Source organism: Streptomyces sp. NPDC050315 (assembly GCF_040655775.1).
In the GTDB taxonomy this organism is placed as follows: domain Bacteria; phylum Actinomycetota; class Actinomycetes; order Streptomycetales; family Streptomycetaceae; genus Streptomyces.
In genome coordinates, this window is sequence record NZ_JBFAKN010000011.1 from 129526 (window position 1) to 150058 (window position 20533).

General features: G+C 72.2%; 17 protein-coding genes. 12 read left to right on the plus strand and 5 right to left on the minus strand.

The genetic code is table 11. The features are described 5' to 3' along the window. The first annotated feature begins 20 nt into the window (after positions 1-20). Positions 21-1514 carry a CoA-acylating methylmalonate-semialdehyde dehydrogenase gene (locus AB0I82_RS32880; RefSeq protein ID WP_363261114.1) on the plus strand — a complete coding sequence of 498 codons (1494 nt, stop codon included), beginning with the start codon at positions 21-23 and terminating at the stop codon, positions 1512-1514. A gap of 60 nt (positions 1515-1574) precedes the next feature. Here AB0I82_RS32880 and AB0I82_RS32885 read toward each other — a convergent pair whose 3' ends face one another. Beyond that, entirely contained in the window at positions 1575-2408 is an 834-nt protein-coding gene (locus AB0I82_RS32885; protein WP_363261115.1) for an AraC family transcriptional regulator, read from the minus strand. A gap of 49 nt (positions 2409-2457) precedes the next feature. Between AB0I82_RS32885 and AB0I82_RS32890 the strand changes: the two genes are divergently transcribed. Then, positions 2458-2841 carry a cupin domain-containing protein gene (locus AB0I82_RS32890; protein WP_363261116.1) on the plus strand — a complete coding sequence of 128 codons (384 nt, stop codon included), beginning with the start codon at positions 2458-2460 and terminating at the stop codon, positions 2839-2841. A 53-nt stretch (positions 2842-2894) separates the two neighbouring features. On the opposite strand, the gene AB0I82_RS32895 is transcribed toward AB0I82_RS32890, so the two are convergent. Together AB0I82_RS32895 and AB0I82_RS32900 are read right to left on the minus strand one after the other, a co-directional pair. After that, complete coding sequence (locus tag AB0I82_RS32895) at positions 2895-3623, minus strand: XRE family transcriptional regulator (protein WP_363261169.1); 729 nt, start codon at positions 3621-3623, stop codon at positions 2895-2897. 421 nt (positions 3624-4044) lie between these two features. Next, positions 4045-5277: a styrene monooxygenase/indole monooxygenase family protein gene (locus tag AB0I82_RS32900; RefSeq protein ID WP_363261117.1), complete on the minus strand. Its 1233-nt coding sequence runs from the start codon at positions 5275-5277 to the stop codon at positions 4045-4047. A 167-nt stretch (positions 5278-5444) separates the two neighbouring features. On the opposite strand from AB0I82_RS32900, the gene AB0I82_RS32905 reads away from it, so the two are divergent. The 10 genes from AB0I82_RS32905 to AB0I82_RS32950 all read left to right on the plus strand — a co-directional run bounded on the left by AB0I82_RS32905 (position 5445) and on the right by AB0I82_RS32950 (position 17940). Further along, positions 5445-6731: a hypothetical protein gene (locus AB0I82_RS32905; protein ID WP_363261118.1), complete on the plus strand. Its 1287-nt coding sequence runs from the start codon at positions 5445-5447 to the stop codon at positions 6729-6731. 236 nt (positions 6732-6967) lie between these two features. Next, the gene (locus tag AB0I82_RS32910) at positions 6968-9673 is read left to right on the plus strand and encodes an alpha/beta fold hydrolase (RefSeq protein ID WP_363261119.1); all 2706 of its coding nucleotides are present in this window, start codon (positions 6968-6970) and stop codon (positions 9671-9673) included. Continuing rightward, positions 9670-10533 (plus strand): ABC transporter permease subunit, encoded by an 864-nt coding sequence (locus tag AB0I82_RS32915; protein ID WP_363261120.1) that lies wholly within the window; start codon positions 9670-9672, stop codon positions 10531-10533. Before AB0I82_RS32910 ends, AB0I82_RS32915 begins: the two co-directional genes overlap by 4 nt. A 146-nt stretch (positions 10534-10679) precedes the next feature. Beyond that, positions 10680-11147: a hypothetical protein gene (locus AB0I82_RS32920; RefSeq protein ID WP_363261121.1), complete on the plus strand. Its 468-nt coding sequence runs from the start codon at positions 10680-10682 to the stop codon at positions 11145-11147. Between the two features lie 109 nt (positions 11148-11256). After that, positions 11257-13326: an FUSC family protein gene (locus tag AB0I82_RS32925; protein WP_363261122.1), complete on the plus strand. Its 2070-nt coding sequence runs from the start codon at positions 11257-11259 to the stop codon at positions 13324-13326. Positions 13327-13504: 178 nt separating this feature from the next. After that, a complete protein-coding gene (locus AB0I82_RS32930; RefSeq protein ID WP_363261123.1) occupies positions 13505-14626 on the plus strand; it encodes a rod shape-determining protein in 1122 nt (373 codons plus the stop codon). Between the two features lie 330 nt (positions 14627-14956). After that, entirely contained in the window at positions 14957-16516 is a 1560-nt protein-coding gene (locus AB0I82_RS32935; protein WP_363261125.1) for an ATP-binding protein, read from the plus strand. After that, positions 16513-16920 carry a roadblock/LC7 domain-containing protein gene (locus tag AB0I82_RS32940; protein WP_030249885.1) on the plus strand — a complete coding sequence of 136 codons (408 nt, stop codon included), beginning with the start codon at positions 16513-16515 and terminating at the stop codon, positions 16918-16920. The genes AB0I82_RS32935 and AB0I82_RS32940 overlap by 4 nt, the downstream gene beginning before the upstream one ends. Next, the gene (locus tag AB0I82_RS32945) at positions 16917-17279 is read left to right on the plus strand and encodes a DUF742 domain-containing protein (protein ID WP_030249882.1); all 363 of its coding nucleotides are present in this window, start codon (positions 16917-16919) and stop codon (positions 17277-17279) included. The genes AB0I82_RS32940 and AB0I82_RS32945 overlap by 4 nt, the downstream gene beginning before the upstream one ends. Next, a complete protein-coding gene (locus AB0I82_RS32950) occupies positions 17260-17940 on the plus strand; it encodes an ATP/GTP-binding protein (RefSeq protein ID WP_363261126.1) in 681 nt (226 codons plus the stop codon). The genes AB0I82_RS32945 and AB0I82_RS32950 overlap by 20 nt, the downstream gene beginning before the upstream one ends. A gap of 66 nt (positions 17941-18006) precedes the next feature. On the opposite strand, the gene AB0I82_RS32955 is transcribed toward AB0I82_RS32950, so the two are convergent. Beyond that, positions 18007-19371: a cytochrome P450 gene (locus AB0I82_RS32955; protein WP_363261127.1), complete on the minus strand. Its 1365-nt coding sequence runs from the start codon at positions 19369-19371 to the stop codon at positions 18007-18009. Continuing rightward, positions 19365-20513 (minus strand): selina-4(15),7(11)-diene synthase, encoded by a 1149-nt coding sequence (locus AB0I82_RS32960; protein WP_363261128.1) that lies wholly within the window; start codon positions 20511-20513, stop codon positions 19365-19367. Before AB0I82_RS32960 ends, AB0I82_RS32955 begins: the two co-directional genes overlap by 7 nt. Positions 20514-20533 lie beyond the last annotated feature (20 nt).

A 20533-nucleotide genomic window follows, 5' to 3' on the forward strand; every position in this document is an offset into this window, starting at 1 on the left:
TCCCCAGAAAGGCCCCGCACATGAAGACCCTCAGCCACTGGATCGGCGGCAAGCCCGTCGAGGGCACCTCCGGCAACTTCGGTCCGGTCTACAACCCCGCCACCGGCGCCCAGGAGAAGCAGGTCCCCTTCGCCTCCGTCGACGAGGTCGACACCGCGGTAGCCACCGCGAAGGAGGCGTTCCGCACCTGGGGTACCAGCTCGCTCGCCAAGCGCACGGCGGTCCTGTTCAAGTACCGCGAGCTGGTCGACGCGCACCGCGAGGAGATCGCGCGGCTGATCACCGCCGAGCACGGCAAGGTGCACTCCGACGCGCTCGGTGAGGTGGCCCGCGGCCTGGAGATCGTCGAGCTGGCCTGCGGCATCTCCGAGAAGCTCAAGGGCGAGCTGTCCACCCAGGTCTCCACCCGCGTGGACGTCTCCTCCATCCGCCAGTCGCTCGGCGTGGTCGCCGGCATCACGCCGTTCAACTTCCCGGCCATGGTGCCGATGTGGATGTTCCCCATCGCCATCGCCTGCGGCAACACCTTCGTCCTCAAGCCCAGCGAGAAGGTGCCCTCGGCGGCCTTCAAGCTGGCCGAGCTGGCGGCCGAGGCGGGCCTGCCCGACGGCGTGCTGAACGTCGTCAACGGTGACAAGACCGCGGTGGACCGCATCCTGGAGCACCCCGACATCGCCGCGGTCTCCTTCGTCGGCTCGACCCCGATCGCGAAGTACATCCACACCACCGGCACCGCCAACGGCAAGCGGGTGCAGGCGCTGGGCGGCGCGAAGAACCACATGCTGGTCCTGCCGGACGCCGACCTGGAGCTGGCCGCGGACTCCGCGATCAACGCCGCGTACGGCTCGGCCGGTGAGCGCTGCATGGCCATCTCCGTGGTCGTCGCGGTCGGCGACACCGCCGACCCGCTGATCGAAAAGATCAAGGAGCGGGCCGCCGCGCTGACCATCGGCCCCGGCGACGACCCGGCCTCCGAGATGGGCCCGCTGATCACCAAGGTGCACCGCGACAAGGTCGCCTCGTACGTGACCGGCGCGGCCGCCCAGGGCGCGACCGTCGCGATCGACGGCACCGGCTTCACGGTCGAGGGCCACGAGGACGGCCACTGGATCGGCGTCTCGCTGCTGGACAACGTCACGCCCGAGATGGACTGCTACCGCGACGAGATCTTCGGCCCGGTGCTCTCCGTCGTCCGTGTCGACACGTACGACGAGGCCATCGCCCTGATGAACAACTCCCCGTGGGGCAACGGCACGGCCATCTTCACCCGGGACGGCGGCGCGGCCCGCCGCTTCCAGCTGGAGGTCGAGGCCGGCATGGTCGGCGTGAACGTGCCGATCCCGGTCCCGGTGGGCTACCACTCCTTCGGCGGCTGGAAGGACTCGCTCTTCGGCGACCACCACATCTACGGCAACGACGGCGTGCACTTCTACACCCGCGGCAAGGTCGTCACCACCCGCTGGCCCGACCCCTCCGACGGCGGCATCAACCTGGGCTTCCCGAGCAACAGCTGAGGCCCGGGAGTCGGCCTTCACGACCCGGTCGTCGTGAAGGCCGACCGAAGGCCGACGTTGTCACACGGTGCGGCTGCGTCCTGCTGCGTAGCGTCCGGGTGGCACGCCCAGGTGGCGTTTGAAGTGCCGGTTCAGATGTGCCTGGTCGTGGAAGCCGACGCCTGTGGCGACGTCGGCAAGCCGTTGTCCGGCGAGCAGCAGCCGCCGTGCCCGTTCCACGCGTCGTCCGGTGAGGTAGGTGTGCGGCGGTAGCCCGTACGCCTGCCGGAAGCAGCGGATCAGATGGGTGGGATGGGCGTGCAGGACCGCGGCCGCCTCGTCCAGGGTCACCCCTGTATGGAGACAGGAGTCCAGGAGCTCGCGCAGGGCGGCGGCGAGCCGCCCCGCCTCACGGCCCGGCGTCCTGGCCCGTGGCGATGCGCCGAGGTGGGACAGGAGGCGTTCGCGGACGAACGCCAGCCGGGACTCCGCTTCGAACACATCGCCCGCGGTATCGAGTGCGTCGTGCAATTGGCGGAGGCGCCGGTGCAGCGCCGCGTCCGCGTGGACCGGGACGTCGACCGCGGCCCCGGCGAGCCGGCCGGGCAGCACTTGCGCGTCGAGATACAGCACGCGCTTGCGGAACCCCGAGGCGTTCACCGTCCGGCCGTCGTGGGGCACTCCGGGCGGCAGCAGGACGACCTTGCCGGACCCGGCGGCGCCGTGCCGCCGGCGCTCCACGGCGAAGTCCACGCAGCCGTCGTCGAGGATCATCAAGTCCCAGGTGTCGTGGGTGTGCACCGGGTAGGCGTGGTCGGTGAAGTGCGCGTGAAAGACCTCGGCGATCCCGGCGACCGCGGGGCGCCAGGCGTTGATCCGGGTCCTGGGCCGCTGGTTCGCCGTGCCGCTGCTCATGCCAGGAACGTACAAGACCGACCGCGTCCGGCGCGGGCACGCTGATGCCATGAGCAACACGACCAGGCCGACTGAGGCCATCAACCTGACGCACAAGCTCTCGCTGTTCAGCGAGTTGTGGACGCAGAAGAAGATCGCCGACCTGAACGACTACGAGGTCAAGCTCGCCAAGCTGAAGGGCGAGTTCGTCTGGCACAGCCACGAGAACACCGACGAGCTCTTCCTCGTCCTCAGCGGGCGCCTCACCATCCAGCTCAGGGAGACCGACGACGTCGTACTGGGGCCGGGCGAGCTGTTCGTAGTGCCGCGCGGGGTCGAACACTGCCCGGTGGCCGAGGAGGAAACAGCCATCCTGCTGCTCGAACCGGCAGGGACTCTGAACACCGGCGACGCAGGCGGGTCGATGACGAAACCGGCCGAACTCCTGGAATGAACCGCCACGGCGCCGACCGGAATCCCATGGCCCGGCGGGGGCCGTACGCGTACTCATTCAGGCGGCTGTGAATAACGCTCCATCGTCGCCTTCGACGTCGACGCGTCCTTGAACACCAGCTCCCACGGGCCGGTGTTCACGTCGAAGTCCTTGCCGAATCCGACCCACTTGCCGGCCATGCGCCGCCCTGTGGGCTCCACGAGCAACTGGACGGCGCCGTGGTACCGGGCGCCCTGGTAGTAGCCCGTGGCTGCTGTCTGTTCGGTCCACACTCCCGTCACGACGTTCCGATCCACGGTCAGGTCCAGGCTCAGCGGAGAGTCGGGGTTGGCGGACGCGCCCGGCAGCGACTGGCCCGTGAGGCGGTTGCCGCGCTGGATCAGTACGAGGTGGTGAGCACCGGTGAACGTCTGCTCGCGCCCGGAGGAGAAGTACTCGTACCGGCTCAGCCAGATGCCCGAATAGCAGTCCGGGGGTTTCGCGGCCGATGCCGCGGTGGGCCGGGCGGCCGGCTCCGGGGCGGCGACACCCTCCGGGGCGGGTTCCATGTCATGGCCACCCGCACCGTCGTCGCGCACGCGGGCCATCGGTACGGGCAGGCTGAACCCCAGTGCCTCGACAGGGCGACCAGTGACCCTTTCCAGGGCTCTCGCGTACACCGGGCGGGGCGTGCGGCTCACGCCTGATTCCCACCGCTGTACGAGGCGTTTCGTCGCGTCGTTCGGCTCGTCCGCGTCAACGCCCGCCTTACGGAGTGCTTTCGCCAACTCGTCCTGGCTCATCCGCAAGCCGAGGCGCACGGCCCGCAGGATGTCGTTCGGTACCTGCTGAGTGATCACGTGGCCGCGCCTCCTCGGTTGTCGCCATGGTTCGTCCTGAAACCAAGCTAGACCTGACCGGCTATCAATGACACCGGTTTGACGCCTTTGAGCGACACCCCACCGACACCTTCCATGCCGTCGCAGCGGTCCCCCGCAGCCGGGAGCGATGAGGTTCTCCGCACAGGAAAGGTGGACAACATGGACGGCCTGAGTACGGACGAACTGCCCGGCGAGCTGAACCTGAAGAAGTGCCCCAAGTGCACATGCCTGGTCATCTGGGACGACGAGACGGGCGTCTGCGTGCATTGCGAAGCGGACCTGGAGTCGGGTGAACGCGGCGGGACTGCCTACTCCGTGACCGGCCGGGCCGCACACCGGTCGGTCACGGCCCCCGGATCTCCGCCAGATATGCCGCCGCTGCTTCCGGGTCGGTGAGCCAGTGGCGGAAGTCGGCCGGGTCGGCGTAGCCGTTGACGAAGCGGTGGGCTATGGCGGGGGTGTGGGCGGCGGCCGACAGGAGGCGTTGGATGTGCTCCGGGGGCGGCTGGAGCATGGTGTTGGTGAACTCCGTGGCGTACTGGGCGTGGTCCCAGAAGGTGTCGAAGGTGCGCTGCATCCAGGGGCGGTCGAAGGGGGCCGTGCCGCGTTCCTTGATGGCGCGGAGGTAGCGGGCGGCGCAGCGGGCCGCGTTGTTCGAACCCTGGCCGGTGACCGGGTCGTTGACGACGACGGTGTCCGCCATGCCGAGGACGTACCGGCCGGGCGCGACCTCGGCCACCGGGCGCCGCACGGTCGGTGTGACCGCGCCGTACAGCGTGCAGCGGGCGTCCGTCGGCTCGGCGTTCCGGCACAGCTCGTACTCCGCGGGCGCGTACCGTCGCAGCAGGTCCAGCGTGCGCGCGAGGCAGGCGGCCGGCGCGGGCCGGTCCTGCCAGCAGTCGTACGGGCCGCCCGGTACCCCTTCGAGGAACACGATGTCGCACAGGCCGCCCGTGGTGAGCGCGGGGATCACGAACACCTCACCGGCCTCGGGCGAGAGGTGGGAGCGGGTGTGCGGCGCCGGGTACTCCGGGCGGTGCCCGACGCCGTGCAGGTAGATGCAGGCCAGGGAGCGCTGCGGCCGGTCGTACGGGGAGCGCGCGCGGTCCCGGGGGAAGAGCCGGGTGAGGTCGCCGCGGCCCGCGGCCACCAGGGTCAGATCGTGCGAGGCGGCCAGCGCGGCCAGCCGTCTGCCGTCGGCGGCGCCGTACTCCACCCGGCCGCCCCGCGCTTCGTACAGGTCGAGCCAGTCGGCCATCTTCACCCGCTGGTCGACGGATTGGGCCTCCTCGTCGAAGCGGCCGGTGAACCGCAGCGCGGGCCTGCCCGGCGGGTCCCAGACCGTGGCCTGCAGCGCGGTGATGCCGGGGGCCTTGCCGTCCCAGGCGTTCAGGCCCGCCGCGCGTTCGAGGCCGAGCGCCGGGCCGAACATGATCTGGGTGGACATCACCCGCCCGGCGCGGATCTGCTCCGGCGTGCGGTCCGAAACCACGGTCACGTCGTACCCGTTGGCGAGCAGTCCGTGGGCCAGCTGCAGTCCGGCCTGCCCTGCGCCGACGATCGCGATGGCACGCATAGCCGCCTCCCCCGCGGCCCGGGTGCGGCGCCGGGCCCCTCCTTCAGTTGTACTTGCGGGGCGCGCGCGGTGTACAGATCCGTTACGGTGCGGGCGCTGCCCGCGCACACGCGAAACCGCAGTACAGCCGCAGTACAGCAGTACAACTAGAGAAAGACGGGGGCGAAATGCCACACACAACGGTCCTCAGCAAGGGGGCGCGGATCACCGCGGGGGTGTTCTGCACGCTCTTCTTGCTGAACAGCGCCACATGGCTGGCGATGGACATGGCGGAGTACGGGTTCGGGGCGCTGTGGGAGTCCTGGACGGGGCTCGGGCCGCACGTCGACGGCGCGATCACCGATGCGTACGCCGTCGGCCTGCTGGCCGTGCAGGTGGGGGCCGTGTGGGCGGCGTTCACGGGGGCGCGGGCGGCCGGCGGTCTGCTGGCCGTGGCGACGACACTGACGTTCACCGCCGCGATTCAGGTGTTCGTCAGCACGGGCCAGCACACGAGCGACAACCGCTGGTTCCTCGGTGAGGTGAACACCGACACGGACACGTTCCTGAGTGTCTTCATCACCAGCGGGCTGCTGGTGCTGCTCGGCCTCGTCTCCTGCATCGTGGTGCTGTCCGGGCTGCGGGTCTGGCCGACGCGGCGGCCGAGCGACCCGCCGATGCGGCCGCTGCCCGCCGCCGCGGTGGCCGGTGCGGTGGTGTTCGGGCTGATCGCGCTGTGCGCCGCGGTGTGGAACGTTTCCGTACTGCTGCAGGACGGCATCGGCTCGCTCGATGTGATCTACCTGGGCCACGGCATCCTCTCCGCGCTGACGAGCCTGGGCCCCGGCTGGTACTCCGTCACGTTCCTGCTGATGTCCGCGGTCGCCGGACTGCTCTGCGCCGCACGCGGGGTGTCGGCGCGCGGCTTCACCACCGGGCTCGCGCTGGTCCTGCTGCCGATCTCGCTCATCGGCATGATCGGGCTGCTCGCCGGGGGGCACTTCTTCGAGCTGGGGCAGGCTCCCGCGTTCCAGACCGTGCTGTCCCGTGTGCAGGTGGTCGTCGAGCTCCTCGGCTCGATCGCCGTCCTGGCCCTGATGGGCCGCCCGGGCATGCCCGTCGCCGCGGAGTGGTCGCCGCCCGCGCAGCCGGGGATGCCGGGGGCACCGGGCGCGGCGCCGTACGGAATGCCGGGCATGCCGGCGTACGGAGCGCCCGGCCAGCCGCAGCCGCAGGCCGGCCAGCCGCAGCCCGGCTACGCGCCGCAGCCTCAGCCCGGTTACGCACAGCCCCAGCCCCAGCCCCAGCCCGGCTTCGGCCCGCCCGCCGCCCCGGCACCCGGGTACGGCCCGCCCGCCATGCCCCAGCAGGCTCCGCAGGCCGCCCCTCCGGTACCCCCGCAGACCCCGCAGGCGCCGTACGGCGCACCGCCGGCACCGCCCGCCGGCGGCTTCGGCCCGCCGCCGCAGGACTGAGAGCCGGAACGGCCGCCCCGGAACGGCCGCCCCGGAACGGCCGCCCCGGAACGGCCACCCCGGGACGGCCACCCCGGGACTGACGAGGACGGCCTCCGGGACCGGCCGTGGCGGCCACCCCCGGGACCGGCCGTGACGGCCCCCCGGCACCGGCCGTGACGGCCCCCCGGCACCGGCCGTCGCAGCCACCCCGGCCCTGACCCGGAGTTGACACCCCGCCCCCGTAGGGTGACCGCATGGCTGTAAAGGTTCCCCGGCCGAGTGGCCGGCGACTGGTCGCGCTCGTGGCCGTGCTCGCCGTCCTGCTCGGCGGCGGCTCATGGGCGGCGGTCGCCGCACCCGACGGCGAGGCCGCGTCGGTGCAGCGTCAGGACCAGGTCCTGACGCTGCCCGAGAAGCCCGGCAGCAAGGCCACCGTCCGGATCGACACCTCCTACTTCACCAGTACGGCGGTGCACGGCCGCCGTCCCGCCGTGCTGCTCGGCCACGGCTTCGGCGCGAGCAAGGAGGCGGCCAAGGGCCAGGCCCAGCAGCTGGCGCGGGCCGGATACGCCGTACTGACCTGGTCGGCACGCGGGTTCGGGCGTTCCACCGGCAAGATCGGGCTGAACGACCCGGAGGGCGAGGTCGCCGACGCCGGCGGGCTCATCGACTGGCTGGCGAAACGTCCCGACGTGCAGCTGGACAAGCCCGGCGACCCGCGCGTCGGGATGACCGGCGCCTCGTACGGCGGTGCCATCGCGCTGCTCACGGCGGGCCACGACCGCCGGGTGGACGCGATCGCGCCGCAGATCACGTACTGGAACCTCGCCGACGCGCTGTTCCCCGACGGGGTGTTCAAGAAACTGTGGGCCGGTTACTTCTTCACCACCGGCTCGGCCCCCGTTACCACCTCCGTGCCCAATCCGGCGCGCGGCGTGGCCTGTCACCGCTTCGAGGCGCAGCTGTGCCGGATGTACGAGCGGGTGGCGGTCTCCGGGAAGCCGGATGAGGCCGCCCGGAAGATGCTGGAGAGCCGCAGCCCGCAGGCCGTCGCCGACCGCATCAAGGTCCCCACGCTGATCACCGAGGGCCAGTCCGACTCGCTCTTCCCGCTCGGCCAGGCCGACGCGATGGCGAAGGCGCTGAAGAAGAACGGCGCGCCGGTCAAGGTGGACTGGATCGAGGGCGGCCACGACGGCGGTGCCCGCGAGGAGGCCCGCGTACTGGCCCGTACGGAAGCCTGGTTCGCGCGCTATCTGAAGGGCGAGCGCGGCACCGACACCGGACCGGCGTTCCGGATCAGCCGGTCCGGGGGCCTGGACGCCCGTGACGGCGCCACGCGGCTGCGCGAAGCGAGCGGGGACAGCTACCCGGGCTTGCGCGGCGACCCGCGGTCCGTGCCGCTCGCCGGCCGCGAGCAGACGCTCGCCAACCCCGCGGGCGGCGACCCGCCCGCGATCTCCTCCGTCCCCGGCATCGGCGCCGCGCTCGGCGGCCTGAGCGCGCTGGGCAACGGCCCGTCGCTGGACTTCCCCGGCCAGTACGCCCGGTTCGAGTCGCGCCCGCTGAAGAGTCCCGTGCAGGTCACCGGCTCGCCGACGGCGAAGCTGCGCGTCGCGAGCGACAGCGGCGAGGCCGTGCTGTTCGCGAAGGTGTACGACGTCGGGCCGGACGGGCGGAGCCAGTTGCTGCCGCATCAGCTCGTGACGCCGCTGCGGGTCACGGATGCGAAGGACGGCCGTACGGTCTCCGTCCGGCTCCCGGCCATCGACCACGAGTTCGCCGCCGGGCACAGTATGCGGCTGGTGGTGGCCGCCACCGACATGGCGTACGCCTCGCCCGCCGAGCCCGCCGTGTACAAGGTCGCGCTCGCCGGAAAGCACGCCCTCAGCGTGCCGACCGCGCCCGGCGTGCACACCGCCGCCACCCCGCTGCCCTGGTGGGTCTGGGGCCTGCCGCTCGCCGCCGCGCTGATCGCCGCCGCGCTGCTGCTCACCGGGCGGCGCCGCACCACGCCGCCCGCGCCCGCCCCGGACCTGGCCGACGTGCCGCTGCGGATCACGGGCCTGACGAAGAAGTACCACGGTGCCGTCGACCGGTACGCCGTCCAGGACCTGACCTTCGGTGTCGACCGCGGGCAGGTGCTCGGGCTGCTCGGGCCCAACGGCGCGGGCAAGACCACCACGCTGCGGATGCTGATGGGGCTGATCACGCCGGACGACGGCGAGATCCGGGTCTTCGGGCACGCGGTGCGGCCGGGCGCGCCGGTGCTCTCCCGGGTCGGCGCGTTCGTCGAGGGCGCGGGCTTCCTGCCGCACCTGACGGGCCGGGAGAACCTGGACCTGTACTGGCGGGCCACCGGCCGTCCGGCCGAGGACGCGCACATCGACGAGGCGCTGGAGATCGCCGGGCTGGGGGAGGCGCTGCAGCGCGCCGTCCGTACGTACTCCCAGGGCATGCGGCAGCGTCTCGCCATCGCACAGGCCATGCTCGGCCTGCCGGACCTGCTCATCCTGGACGAGCCGACCAACGGCCTGGACCCGCCGCAGATCCGCGAGATGCGGGATGTGATGACCCGTTACGCGGCCGGGGGCCGGACCGTGATCGTGTCCAGCCATCTGCTGGCGGAGGTCGAGCAGACCTGTACGCATCTGGTCGTCATGGACCACGGTCTGCTGGTGCAGTCCGGGCCGGTCGGCGAGATCGTCGGGTCCGGCGACACGCTGCTGGTCGGCACGGCGGAGCCGGTGCCGGAGGGGGTGGTGGAGAAGGTGGCCGCGCTGCCGTTCGTCACCTCCGCCGTCCGCGCCGACGACGGGCTGCTCGTCCGCCTCGACGGCACGGCCGGCACGCCGAAGCTGCTTGCCGAACTCCTCCGCCTCCACGTACCGGTGGACCGCGTCGGGCCGCACCGCCGCCTGGAGGACGCCTTCCTCACCCTGATCGGAGGGGACCGATGAGTACCGCAGCACGCCCGGCCGGGCCCGCGGCCGGCTACCGCGCGGGGCACACCCTGCCGCTGCGCGTCGAAGCGCTGCGGCAGCTGAAGCGGCGCCGCACGCTGGTGGTCGGCGTGGTGCTGGCCGCGCTGCCGTTCGTACTGGTCGCCGCCTTCGCGATCGGCGGCGACCCGGCCGGGCGCAACAACCGGATCACCCTGATGGACACCGCGACCGCATCCGGCGCCAACTTCGCGGCCACCGCGCTGTTCGTCTCGGCCGGCTTCCTGCTGGTGGTGCCGGTGGCGCTGTTCTGCGGTGACACGGTCGCCTCGGAGGCGAGCTGGTCCTCGCTGCGGTACTTGCTGGCCGCGCCCGTGCCGCGCACCCGGCTGCTGCTGAGCAAGCTGACCGTGGCGCTGGTGTTCAGCGCGGCCGCGATGGTGCTGCTGCCGCTGGTCGCGCTGGCCGTGGGCACGTACGCGTACGGCTGGGACGCGCTGCGGCTGCCCGGCGGCGGGGTGCTGCCGGCCGGGGACGCGGTGCCGCGGCTGGCGCTGGTCGTCGCGTACCTCTTCGTGTCGCAGCTGGTGACCGCGGCGCTGGCGTTCTGGCTGTCGACGGTGACGGACGCGCCGCTGGGCGCGGTCGGCGGCGCGGTCGGCCTCACCATCGTCGGCAACGTCCTGGACCAGGTCACCGCGCTCGGCAACTGGCGCGACGTCCTCCCGGCCCACTGGCAGTTCGCCTGGGTGGACGCGCTCCAGCCGAAGCTGGACTGGACCGCCATGACCCAGGGCACCGCGGTCTCCGTCTCGTACGCACTGATCCTCTTCGCCCTGGCCTTCCGCGGCTTCCGGACGAAGGACGTGGTGTCGTAAGGGCTCCTCTTCTGCTCCTGTGCGGGCGCCCGGTTGGGCCGGGCGGGTGTACGCGCCGCGGGTCGTGCAACCCTCGCGCGGTGTGGCGTGTCTGCTCGGGTGAGGTCCGCATAATGCGGATGAATTCCGGAAGAAGAGGACATTCGATGATCCGTAAGGCTTCGCGAGCTGTCACCGTCTCCGCTGTCTGTGCCGCCCTGCTCGGTGGCGGCCTGACCCTCGCGGCGTCCGCGCCCGCCGCGCCCGCGCCCGCGACGGCGGCCTCCGAGGAGAAGGCGCCGGCCCGTTACAACGCCGAGCAGGTCCACCACTTCCTGCAGGGTTTTTACGGCAACCACGGGCCCCGCCAGTGGGAGCGGGACAACATGGTCGGCGACGAGCTGAAGAAGCGCGCCGAGAAGAACAAGAAGTACGACGTCCTGCTCTGCGCGCAGAACAACCCGCGCGACATCGCCATCGGAAAGGTGACCACCGCGCAGTCCGCGGGCGTGGGCTGGGCGACGGTGACCACCAAGTGGAACCGCGGCCCGAACCAGCACTTCATCGCGTACGTCGCCCTGGACGCGAGCAAGCCGATCAAGCTCACCCAGATCGACTGCAGCCCGGGCAGCTGACCCGGCGGCGGCAGCGGTACCGGCCGCCATACGGACGGGCGGCCGGTACCGGTGCGCCGTGTGCGAGCTGCCGCCCGATTTCACGGCATTCGCACCGTATTCTCTCGCTATGACCTGGACGAGCGCGCTGAAGCAGACCGCCCGCTCCGGGCTGAGCGTCGAACGGGCCAAGCTCACGCCGCTCATCGCGATCCGCGGCGCGATGGGCGTCGGGATCGTCGTCGGGGGCTGTCTGTGGCTGGGCTCCCCGGTGCTCGCGGTCTCCGCCGCCTTCGGTGCCTTCTCCGCCGCCATCGCCACCTTCCAGCGCAGCTGGCGGCCGCGCCCGCTGCTGGCGCTGGCCGTCGCGGGCGGCCTCTCGGTCTCCACCTTCCTCGGCTATCTGGCCGCCGCCCACACGGTGCTGTTCGTGCTGCTGCTTGCCGCCTGGACCCTGCTCGCGGGGCTGTGCTGGGCCGTCGGGCCGGTCTCCGGGCTGATCGGCACGCAGACCGTCGCGGTGATGCTGGTGACCGTCACCCTGCCGACCTCCGTACTGGGCGCGCTGGAGCACGCCGCGCTGATCGCCCTCGGCGGCTGCGTACAGGCCGCGCTCATCCTGCTCTTCCCCGTCCGCCGGTGGGGGCGGCAGCGGGACGCGCTGGCCGACGCGCTCGCCGCCGAGGCCGACTACGCGCGCCGGCTGCGCCACGATCCGGTGGCGCCCTTCGACCCGCAGCCCCTGATGGACGCCCGGCTCGCCTCCCGGGTGACGCCCCGCCAGGCCCGGCGCCGCCCCGCCCAGCTGCACGGCCCCCGCACCCTCGCCGAACAGGTCCGCCCCGCGCTCGCCTCGCTCGCCGACCCCGTCGTCGGCGCCCCGCTGGAGGGCCCCGAGCGGGACCGCGCCCGCGAACTGCTCGGCGCCGCCGCGACCGTACTGGACGCGGTGGCCGCCGCCATCCGGCACGCCCGGCCGGTCCGGCTGCCCGCCGACGCCCTGGACGCGCTGGAAGTACCGGAGTCCGGCGACATGCTGACCGGCCCGGCGCGCCGTTCGGCGGCCCGGCTGCTGAGCCTGCTGGCCGACGCCGTGGAGGCCGCCGAGGAGCCGGTCGAGCCCACCGGCCCGGTCTCCGACGGCGACCGGCCGCACCTGCTGCGCCCCGCCGTCCAGCACCAGGTCCCGGTCGTCATGCGGGCCGTCCGCCGGGAGCTGCGCTGGTCCTCGTTCGTCCTGCGGCACGCGCTGCGGGTGGCCGCGGTGGCCGCGGCCGGCTACCTCATCGGCACCGCGCTGCCCTTCGGGCACGGTTACTGGGCGCCGCTCACCTCCGTGATGGTCATGCGGCCCGACTTCGCGCAGACGTACCAGCGCGGCATCGCCCGCTTCATCGGCACCCTCTTCGGCGTCGCGGTCGGCGGCGGGGTGATCGCCCTGTTCCACCCGGGGCGGTACGTCGACGCAGGCCTGGCCATCGTGTGCGCCTTCCTGATGTACCTGCTGCTGCGCACCGGCGTCGCGGTCACCTCGGCCTGCGTCGCCGCGTACGTCGTCTTCCTGCTCGGCATCGCGGGCGCCGGCTGGGAGCAGACCGTGCAGGAGCGGGTGGTCCTCACCCTGCTGGGCGGCCTGCTGGCGACGCTCTCGTACGCGCTCTTCCCGGCCTGGGAGACGTCCCGGCTGCGCGAGCGGCTGGCGGAGTGGCTGGAGACGGGCGGGCGGTACGCCGTCGCCGTCCTGGAGATCTACGCCCGGCCCGCCGAGCGCCGGCCGCGCAAGGTCCGCGAGGCGCTGCTCAACCTGCGCGCGGCACGGGTCGCGTGGGTGAAGAGCGGGGAGCGCGCCGGGCAGGAGCCGGTGCGGCACCGCGGGCTCTCGCAGGGCGCCACGCAGGCGGCGGAGGCGGCCCTCAACGCCATGGGCCGCGTCACGATGCTGATGGAGGCTCATCTGCCGGGCCCGGACGCGGAACCCTCACCGGGCGCCGACGCGTTCGCCGCCGAACTCGGGCCCGCGGTGCGCAGCGCGGCTCAGGCCATCAGGGAGGGCGGCGACCTGGACTGGTCGGGGCCGCACAGGTGGCTGGCCGTCTGGGAGGCGGAGACGGAGGGCCGGGGCGTGGCGCTGCGCGCGGCGGGCCTGCTGGTGGACTCGCTGGACGACCTCGCGAACGCGCTGAACCGGACCAGGCTCTGAGCCGTGGGCCGAGTGCGGCCCGGGCCGGGCGGCGCGCAAGTATGCGACGCCAGTAGAGTAGGTAATTGCCCGTTATTGACGTCAATGCTGTCGTCTGGGGCGCGATGTCGGGGGGTTCCGTGCGCCGCGCCGCGGGCGTGTCCGCAGTCCGAGCCGAAAGCGAGCGAGCGAACTCCTCATGGCGTCCAGCACTTCCTCCGGCGGTAGTTACGACATAGGCATCGACCTGGGGACGGCCAACACCCTGGTCTACGCCCGCGGCAAGGGCGTGGTGCTCAACGAGCCGTCCGTGGTCGCCGTGAACGCGGCGGGCGACGTTGTCGCGGTCGGCACGGAGGCCAAGCGCACGATCGGCCGCACCCCGTCCGGCATCACCGCCATGCGGCCGCTCCAGGAAGGCGTGATCGCCGACTTCGACGCCGCCGAGCGGATGCTGCGCGGACTGATGAAGAAGGCGCTGCCGGGCCGCCGGCTGTCCCGGCCGCGGGTGGTGATCTGCGTACCGTCGGGCATCACCGGTGTGGAGCGGCGCGCGGTCATCGACTCCGCCAAGCGCGCGGGCGCCCGCGAGGTGCAGCTGATCGAGGAGCCGATGGCGGCCGCGATCGGGGCCGGGCTGCCGGTCGCCGAGCCGGTGGGCTGCATGGTGGTGGACATCGGCGGCGGCACGACGGAGGTCGCGGTGGTCTCCATGGGCGGCCTCGTCACGGCGCAGTCCGTGCGGGTCGCGGGCGACGCGATGGACGCGGCGATCACCGCGTACGTGAAGAAGAAGCATGCGCTGGCCATCGGGGAGCGCACCGCCGAGGACATCAAAATCGCGGTGGGCTCGGCGCTGTGGGTGCCGGAGGAGGACCTGGTGCCGGAGCCGGCGGGCGAGGACGCGGAGGAGGAGACGGAGCGCGCGCGGCCCGTACGCCGTGACGCCTGCACCGTCCGCGGCCGCGACCAGGTCAACGGCCTGCCGCGGTCCCAGGAGATCACCGCAGAGGAGATCCGGCAGGCGCTCGCCGAGCCCGTCGACGCGATCGTCCAGGCGGTCCGGCGCACCCTGGACGCCTGCCCGCCCGAGCTGGCGGGCGACGTCATCGAGCACGGCATCGCGCTCACCGGCGGCGGGGCGCTGCTGCGCGGCCTGGACCGGCTGCTGAGCGAGGAGACCGGCGTGCCCGTGGTGATCGCCGACGACCCGCTGCACTGCGTCGTGGCGGGCACCGGCAAGTGCGTCGAGGAGTTCGCCGCCCTGCACGGCCTGCTGGCGGACGCCAGGACGCAGCCGCGGCGGACCGTACGCCTGTGAAATCCGTACGCCTTTGAAATCCGTCAAGAAAGATCCGCCGCACGGTCAACTCCGTTGATCGTGCGGCAAACTGGCGCACCGGGTCGCTGTCCGTGAGGTGTCATCGCGGCCCCCGCAAGGTGTGCGCCAGGCGGACAACGATGTCCGTTCAGCGGGTCTAAAGCCGTTCACCTGCGGCGACATGACCCGGCGTCAAGGAGTGATCAAGTCCGGTTATGCTGAAGGCGGCTCAGCGTACTGGCAGTTACTCATGGTTACCTGTGTGTCGACGCTGCCCTCACCGCTGCGCCCGTGGACTTCCCCGTATCTTTCGATTGGTTGAGGGTGCTGATGGTTCGAGAAGGATCGTCGCCCGGAGGGCTGCGACCCGCTTCGGCGCTCGGGTGGATACTGCCGGCGGCACTCACCGTGATCGCCGCCGTCGTCGCCGCCGTACTGGTCCCCTCCGCCGCGCTGACGCCGGTCCTGTGGACGGGAGGCGTCGCCACCGTCGCGGTGGCGCTCCTCTCCGCCGAGGCCGCCCGCCGCGGCCGCGCGCTGACGGCCCTGCGCCGCAGCTCCGAGGCGCAGGCCGCGGTGCTGGCCCGCCAGGAGGCCGCGACCGTACGGCTCGCCGAAGGGCTGCTGCCCGAGGTCGTCACCCGGCTCGGGCAGGGCGAGTTCCCCGAGGACGTGCTCGCCTCGATGACGGAGCGGCTGGACGGGGAGGCCCGCGAGTCCGGCCTGACCCCCGAATTCGCCGCGGCCCACGAGGCCGTACTGCGCTCCGTCCTGGAGGCGGTCGTCGCCGAGGAGGACTCGCGCGAGTCCGCCCAGCGCGCGTTCGTGAACATCGCCCGCCGCGTTCAGGCCATCGTCCACCAGCAGGCGCAGGAGCTGCGCGGCATGGAGGACCGGCACGGCCAGAACCACGAGGTCTTCGGCGACCTGCTCCGGCTGGACCACGGCACCGCGCTGATCGGCCGGCTCGCCGACTCCATCGCCGTACTGGGCGGCGCCCGCCCCGGCCGCCAGTGGAGCCGCGCCGTTCCGCTGTTCAGCGTGCTGCGCGGCGCGATGTCCCGGATCATCGACTACCAGCGCGTCGAGCTGCACTCCGTCTCGGAGGTCGCGGTCGTCGGCACCGCCGTCGAGCCGCTCATTCACGCGCTCGCCGAGCTGCTGGACAACGCCACCCGCTACTCCCCGCCGCAGACCCGCGTCCACCTCACCGCTGTCGAGGTGCAGTCCGGCATCGCCGTCGAGATCGAGGACGGCGGCGTCAGCATGAGCGAGGAGGCCCGCAAGCGGGCCGAGCGGATGCTCCAGCAGGCCCAGGAGGGCATCGACGTCAACGACCTGGGGGAGACCCCGCGGCTCGGCCTCGCGGTCGTCGGCCGGCTGGCCCAGGCGTACGACTTCCAGGTGTCGCTGCGCACCTCGGCGTACGGCGGCGTGCGCGCCGTCCTCATCGTGCCGCAGGATCTGATCACCACCGCGCCCGCCACCGGCCGGGCGCACGGCATCGGCGCCTCCTCCGGGCCGCTGAGCGAGCGCACCGAGCCCAAGGCGGTCGAGCGCCCGGCCACCGGACCCGTGCCCTCGACGCCCGCGGCGCTGCCCCGGCCCGAGGACACCCAGGAGGACGTGCCGATGGTGACCGGGCGGACCGCCAACGGGCTCCCGCAGCGGCGCCGCAAGTCCCGCGCCACCGCGCCCGCGGCCCCGGCCGCGCCGCAGGCGTCCACCGCCCCCGACACCGCAGACCACCGGTCCTCCGCGCCGGAGGCAGCTCCCGAGGTGCAGCCCGGCATGTGGCTGGCCGCCTTCCAGAGCGGCCTCTCCGGAGAATCGGGCGGGACCGCCGGGCCGAAGAGTGACAAGTCGTCGGAAAAGAGTGAGTTGCCATGATTCAGCACCGGGCCAACATGGACTGGATGCTCAAGGACCTGGCGGAGAGCGTCCCGCAGACCCGCAACGTCGTCGTGCTGTCCTCGGACGGCTTGCGGATGGCCCAGTACGGCACGGACACCGACACCGCGGACCGGCTGGCCGCCGCCTGCGCGGGGCTGCAGTCCCTGGCCGGCGCGGTGTCCGCCGAATTCCCGCACAGCGACGGCAAGATGCGCATGGTCGTCATCGAACTGGACGGCGGCTTCTTCTACTTGATGGCGGCGGGCGCGGGCGCGTACCTCGCGGTGCTGGCCGACGAGGGTGTGGACGCCGGGCTGATCGGCATGAAGATGCGTGACCTGGTGGCCCGTATCGGCGAGCACCTCAGCAGCCCGCCGCGCGGCGAGGGATCGGCCGCGTGAGCGGAGCGGGCCAGGATTGGGAGGACGAGAGCCCCGAACGGCTCTATGTGATCACCGGCGGGCGCTCCGGCGCCGCCGCGCAGACTTTCTCCCTCGACCTGGTCACGCTGATCGTGGCCAAGGCCGCCCCGCGACCGGGCATCCAGCCCGAGCACGCCGCGATCATGCGGCTGTGCCACTCCCCGCTGTCGGTGGCGGAGCTCTCCGCCTACCTGAAGCTACCGGTCAGCGTGGTCACCGTGCTCCTGGGTGACCTGCTGGCCGACGGGCGGGTCGTGGCGCGCGCGCCCGTACCGCCCGCAGAACTTCCGGACCGTTCCCTTATCGAGGCGGTGATCCATGGACTTCAACAGCTCTGACCCGGCCGCCGGGCAGGCGCTCATAGACCAGCCCGTGGCAGGGCAGGCGTCCGCCGCGGAACCGGTCGCCGGGCCGCGGAGCGAGGACGCGCTGCCGGACTCGGCCACCGCGGCGGTAAAGGTGGTGATCGTGGGCGGTTTCGGGGTCGGCAAGACGACCCTGGTGGGCGCGGTCAGCGAGATCCGCCCGCTGACCACCGAGGAGACGATGACCCAGGCCGGCGTCGGCGTCGACGACACCCTGGGCATCGAGCGCAAGACCTCCACGACCGTCGCGATGGACTTCGGGCGCATCAGCCTCAACGAGGAGCTGGTGCTCTATCTCTTCGGCACGCCCGGCCAGCAGCGCTTCTGGTTCCTGTGGAACGGCCTGTTCGACGGCGCGCTGGGCGCGGTCGTACTGGTCGACACCCGCCGCCTGGAGGTCAGCTTCGACGTCATCGGCCGCCTGGAGGAGCGCGGCGTGCCCTTCGTCGTCGCGATCAACTCCTTCCCGGAGGCCCCCAGGCACGACGTCGAGGAGCTCCGCGAAGCACTCGACCTCCCCCCGGAGGTCCCGATCGTGGACTGCGACGCCCGGCTGCGCACCTCCAGCCGCGACGTCCTGATGACGCTCATGCACTACCTGCACAACCTCGCCGTCAGCGCCGAGGCATCGTGATACGGCGGGGGCGGCGCATTCCGCGCCGCCCCCGCCGTGTCCAACTGTCCGACCGCCCGGCGGCGTTCAGCCCGCCCGGGGCACCACCGTCATGGGGACATGGTCGGGATGGACCATGGCCGAGGTGGCCTTGCGGGGGGTGTGCCCGGGGACCGGACGCAGGGTGTACCGCTGGAGGATGGTCGCCACGGCGATGGTCGCCTCCGTCCAGCTGAAGGCGTCGCCGATGCACATCCGGTTGCCCGCCCCGAAGGGGAAGAAGGACGTGCGCGGGATGTCGTCGCGCAGCCACCGGTCCGGGTCGAAGTCGTCGGGGTTCTTGTACAGCTCCGGGTGCCGGTGCACGGCATAGAGACTGAAGGCGACCTCGGCTTCCGCGGGGATTTTGTACGTGACCTCCTGGCCGTCGGGCCGGGTGTCCGTCAGCTCCACCGGCTCGGTCGTACGCCGCATCAGCATCGTGACACCGTAGAGCCGGATCACCTCGTCCAGCACCCGCTTGACCGTGCCGAGCCGCGGGACGTGCTCGATGGTGACCGGGCCGTCGCCCACCACCTCGTCGATCTCCTCCAGCAGCTGCCGCTCGACCTCCGGGTGGCGCCCCACCTCGTGGAAGAACCAGCTCAGCGTGGAGGCGGTGGTCTCGGTGCCGGCGAACAGAATGGTCACCAGCTCGTCCCTGACCTCCTCGTCCGTCAGTGCCTCGTCGGTGTCCGCGTCCCGCGCGGACAACAGCAGGGCCACCAGGTCGTCCCGGTCGGTCCGCTCCGAGAGCCGGGTGTCCGCGACCACCTTGTCGATCACCGCGCGCATCTCCCGCGCCGCCGCGTCGAACTTCCGGTTCGCCGGGATCGGCAGCCCGTCCAGGAACGTCGGGAACGCGGCCCGCAGCAGCATGTACTTGAGGATGACCGGCAGGTTCTTGCGGACCGACTCCACTGCCGGCTGACCGAGGTCGGCGGAGAACATCACCTCCGCGAGCGTGCGGATGGTGTATTCGCCCATCTCCTGTTCCAGGGCCAGTTGCTGCCCCGGCTCCCAGGAGTCGACCAGGTCCTGGGCGCGTTCGCTCATCGTGGCCGCGTAACCGGCGATGCGCTCCTTGTGGAACATCGGCTGCATCAGCCGCCGGTTGCGGCGGTGCACCTGGCCGCTGGAGGTCGCGAGGCCCTTGCCCACCAGCGGTTCGACGCGGGTGTACAGCCGCCCCTTGACGAACTTGGGGGCGTGCTTGACCATCACGTCGCGGATCAGATCGGCGTCGGTCGGTACGTAGACGGGCATCGTGCCCAGGTCCACCCGCACCAGCGGTCCGGTCTCCGGCAGCGACTGGAGGAAGTCCAGCGGCCGGCGTGCCATGTTCAGGGCGTGCCCGACGAGGGGCATCCGTCCCGGCGCGCGGGGGATGTCCTGCGCGTCAACGATCACCATGAAGAGCCTTTCGTCGCGCCGACGCGCGCGCCGACCAGGGGGAGCTCGGCGCCCTGCGGCGACCGGTGCGGTGCGGGGCCGGTGAGCGCGTCCAGCACGTCCCACCACCAGGCGATGGAAGGAATGTTCACCGGTCCGGTGCCGGTGGGCGTCGCGCTGAACCGCGCCGGCAGGGCCGCCGGATCGTCGGGCGTGGTGTAGCGCACGGACGTGATGCCCCAGTCCATCGAGCCGCGGACGAAGTGGCCCAGGTCGGTGAGGTACTGCCGCAGCTGCGGGCTCCCCTGCTCGGCGAGCGCCTCGCACAGCTGCTGGAAGAGGACCATCACGCGGTCCCGCTGGCCGATGGCCTCGGTCAGGGCCTGAGAGGTCGTCAGGCCCCGGTGGTGCTCCAGTACCCGGATGACGTTGAGGTAGTAGCCGCCCGTCTGGCCCCGCTCCCTGACCTCCTTGTGGTACGAGAACAGGTCGTTGTCCCAGCAGATCACGAAGGACGCCGCCTGGGCCGCGGCCCGTACGCCCGGCAGGGCGCGCTCCTCCGGCCGGAGTTCATAGCCGTGCGCCATTTCCAGCATCGGCAGGACGACGGTGGTCGCGCCGTCGTAGAGACGCATCAGCGTGTAGTCGTCGAGCTCGGGCACGCTGCCCGCGGTGCGGTGGGACGCCTCCCAGATCACGGACAGGAAGTACTCTCGCAGCGCGTCGATCCACGCCTTCGTCTGCCCGGCGGTGCCGTACTCCGCCACTCTGGCCCGCAGGTCGCGCAGTCCGCGCGCGAGCGGGTCGTCGGTGAGGACGGCCGCCTCGGGATGCTCGGCGACCCACAGCAGGTGCTGCAGCGCCGCGTTGAGGGCGCCCGGCGCAAGGCCGAGGTCCCCCTCTTCGCACAGGCCGTCGTCCACGCCGAACAGCCACAGGACGAAGTCACCGAGGACCTGGACGACCTCCGTACGGCCCGAGGGCAGGATGCGCGAGGCGAACGAGCCGATCTCCTGCGTCACCAGCCGCTCGCGCAGCCCCGGCGATCCGATGCCGAACGCGTGCGCCCATGCGGCGGTCCGTGCGTCGATGTCGGCGTGGAGCGGGTGAATGGCCGGTGGTATGGGGGCGTAGGTAGGGGGGACTATGAGCGCGGTACTCACTCCGGCCGCCTTCCTGTCGG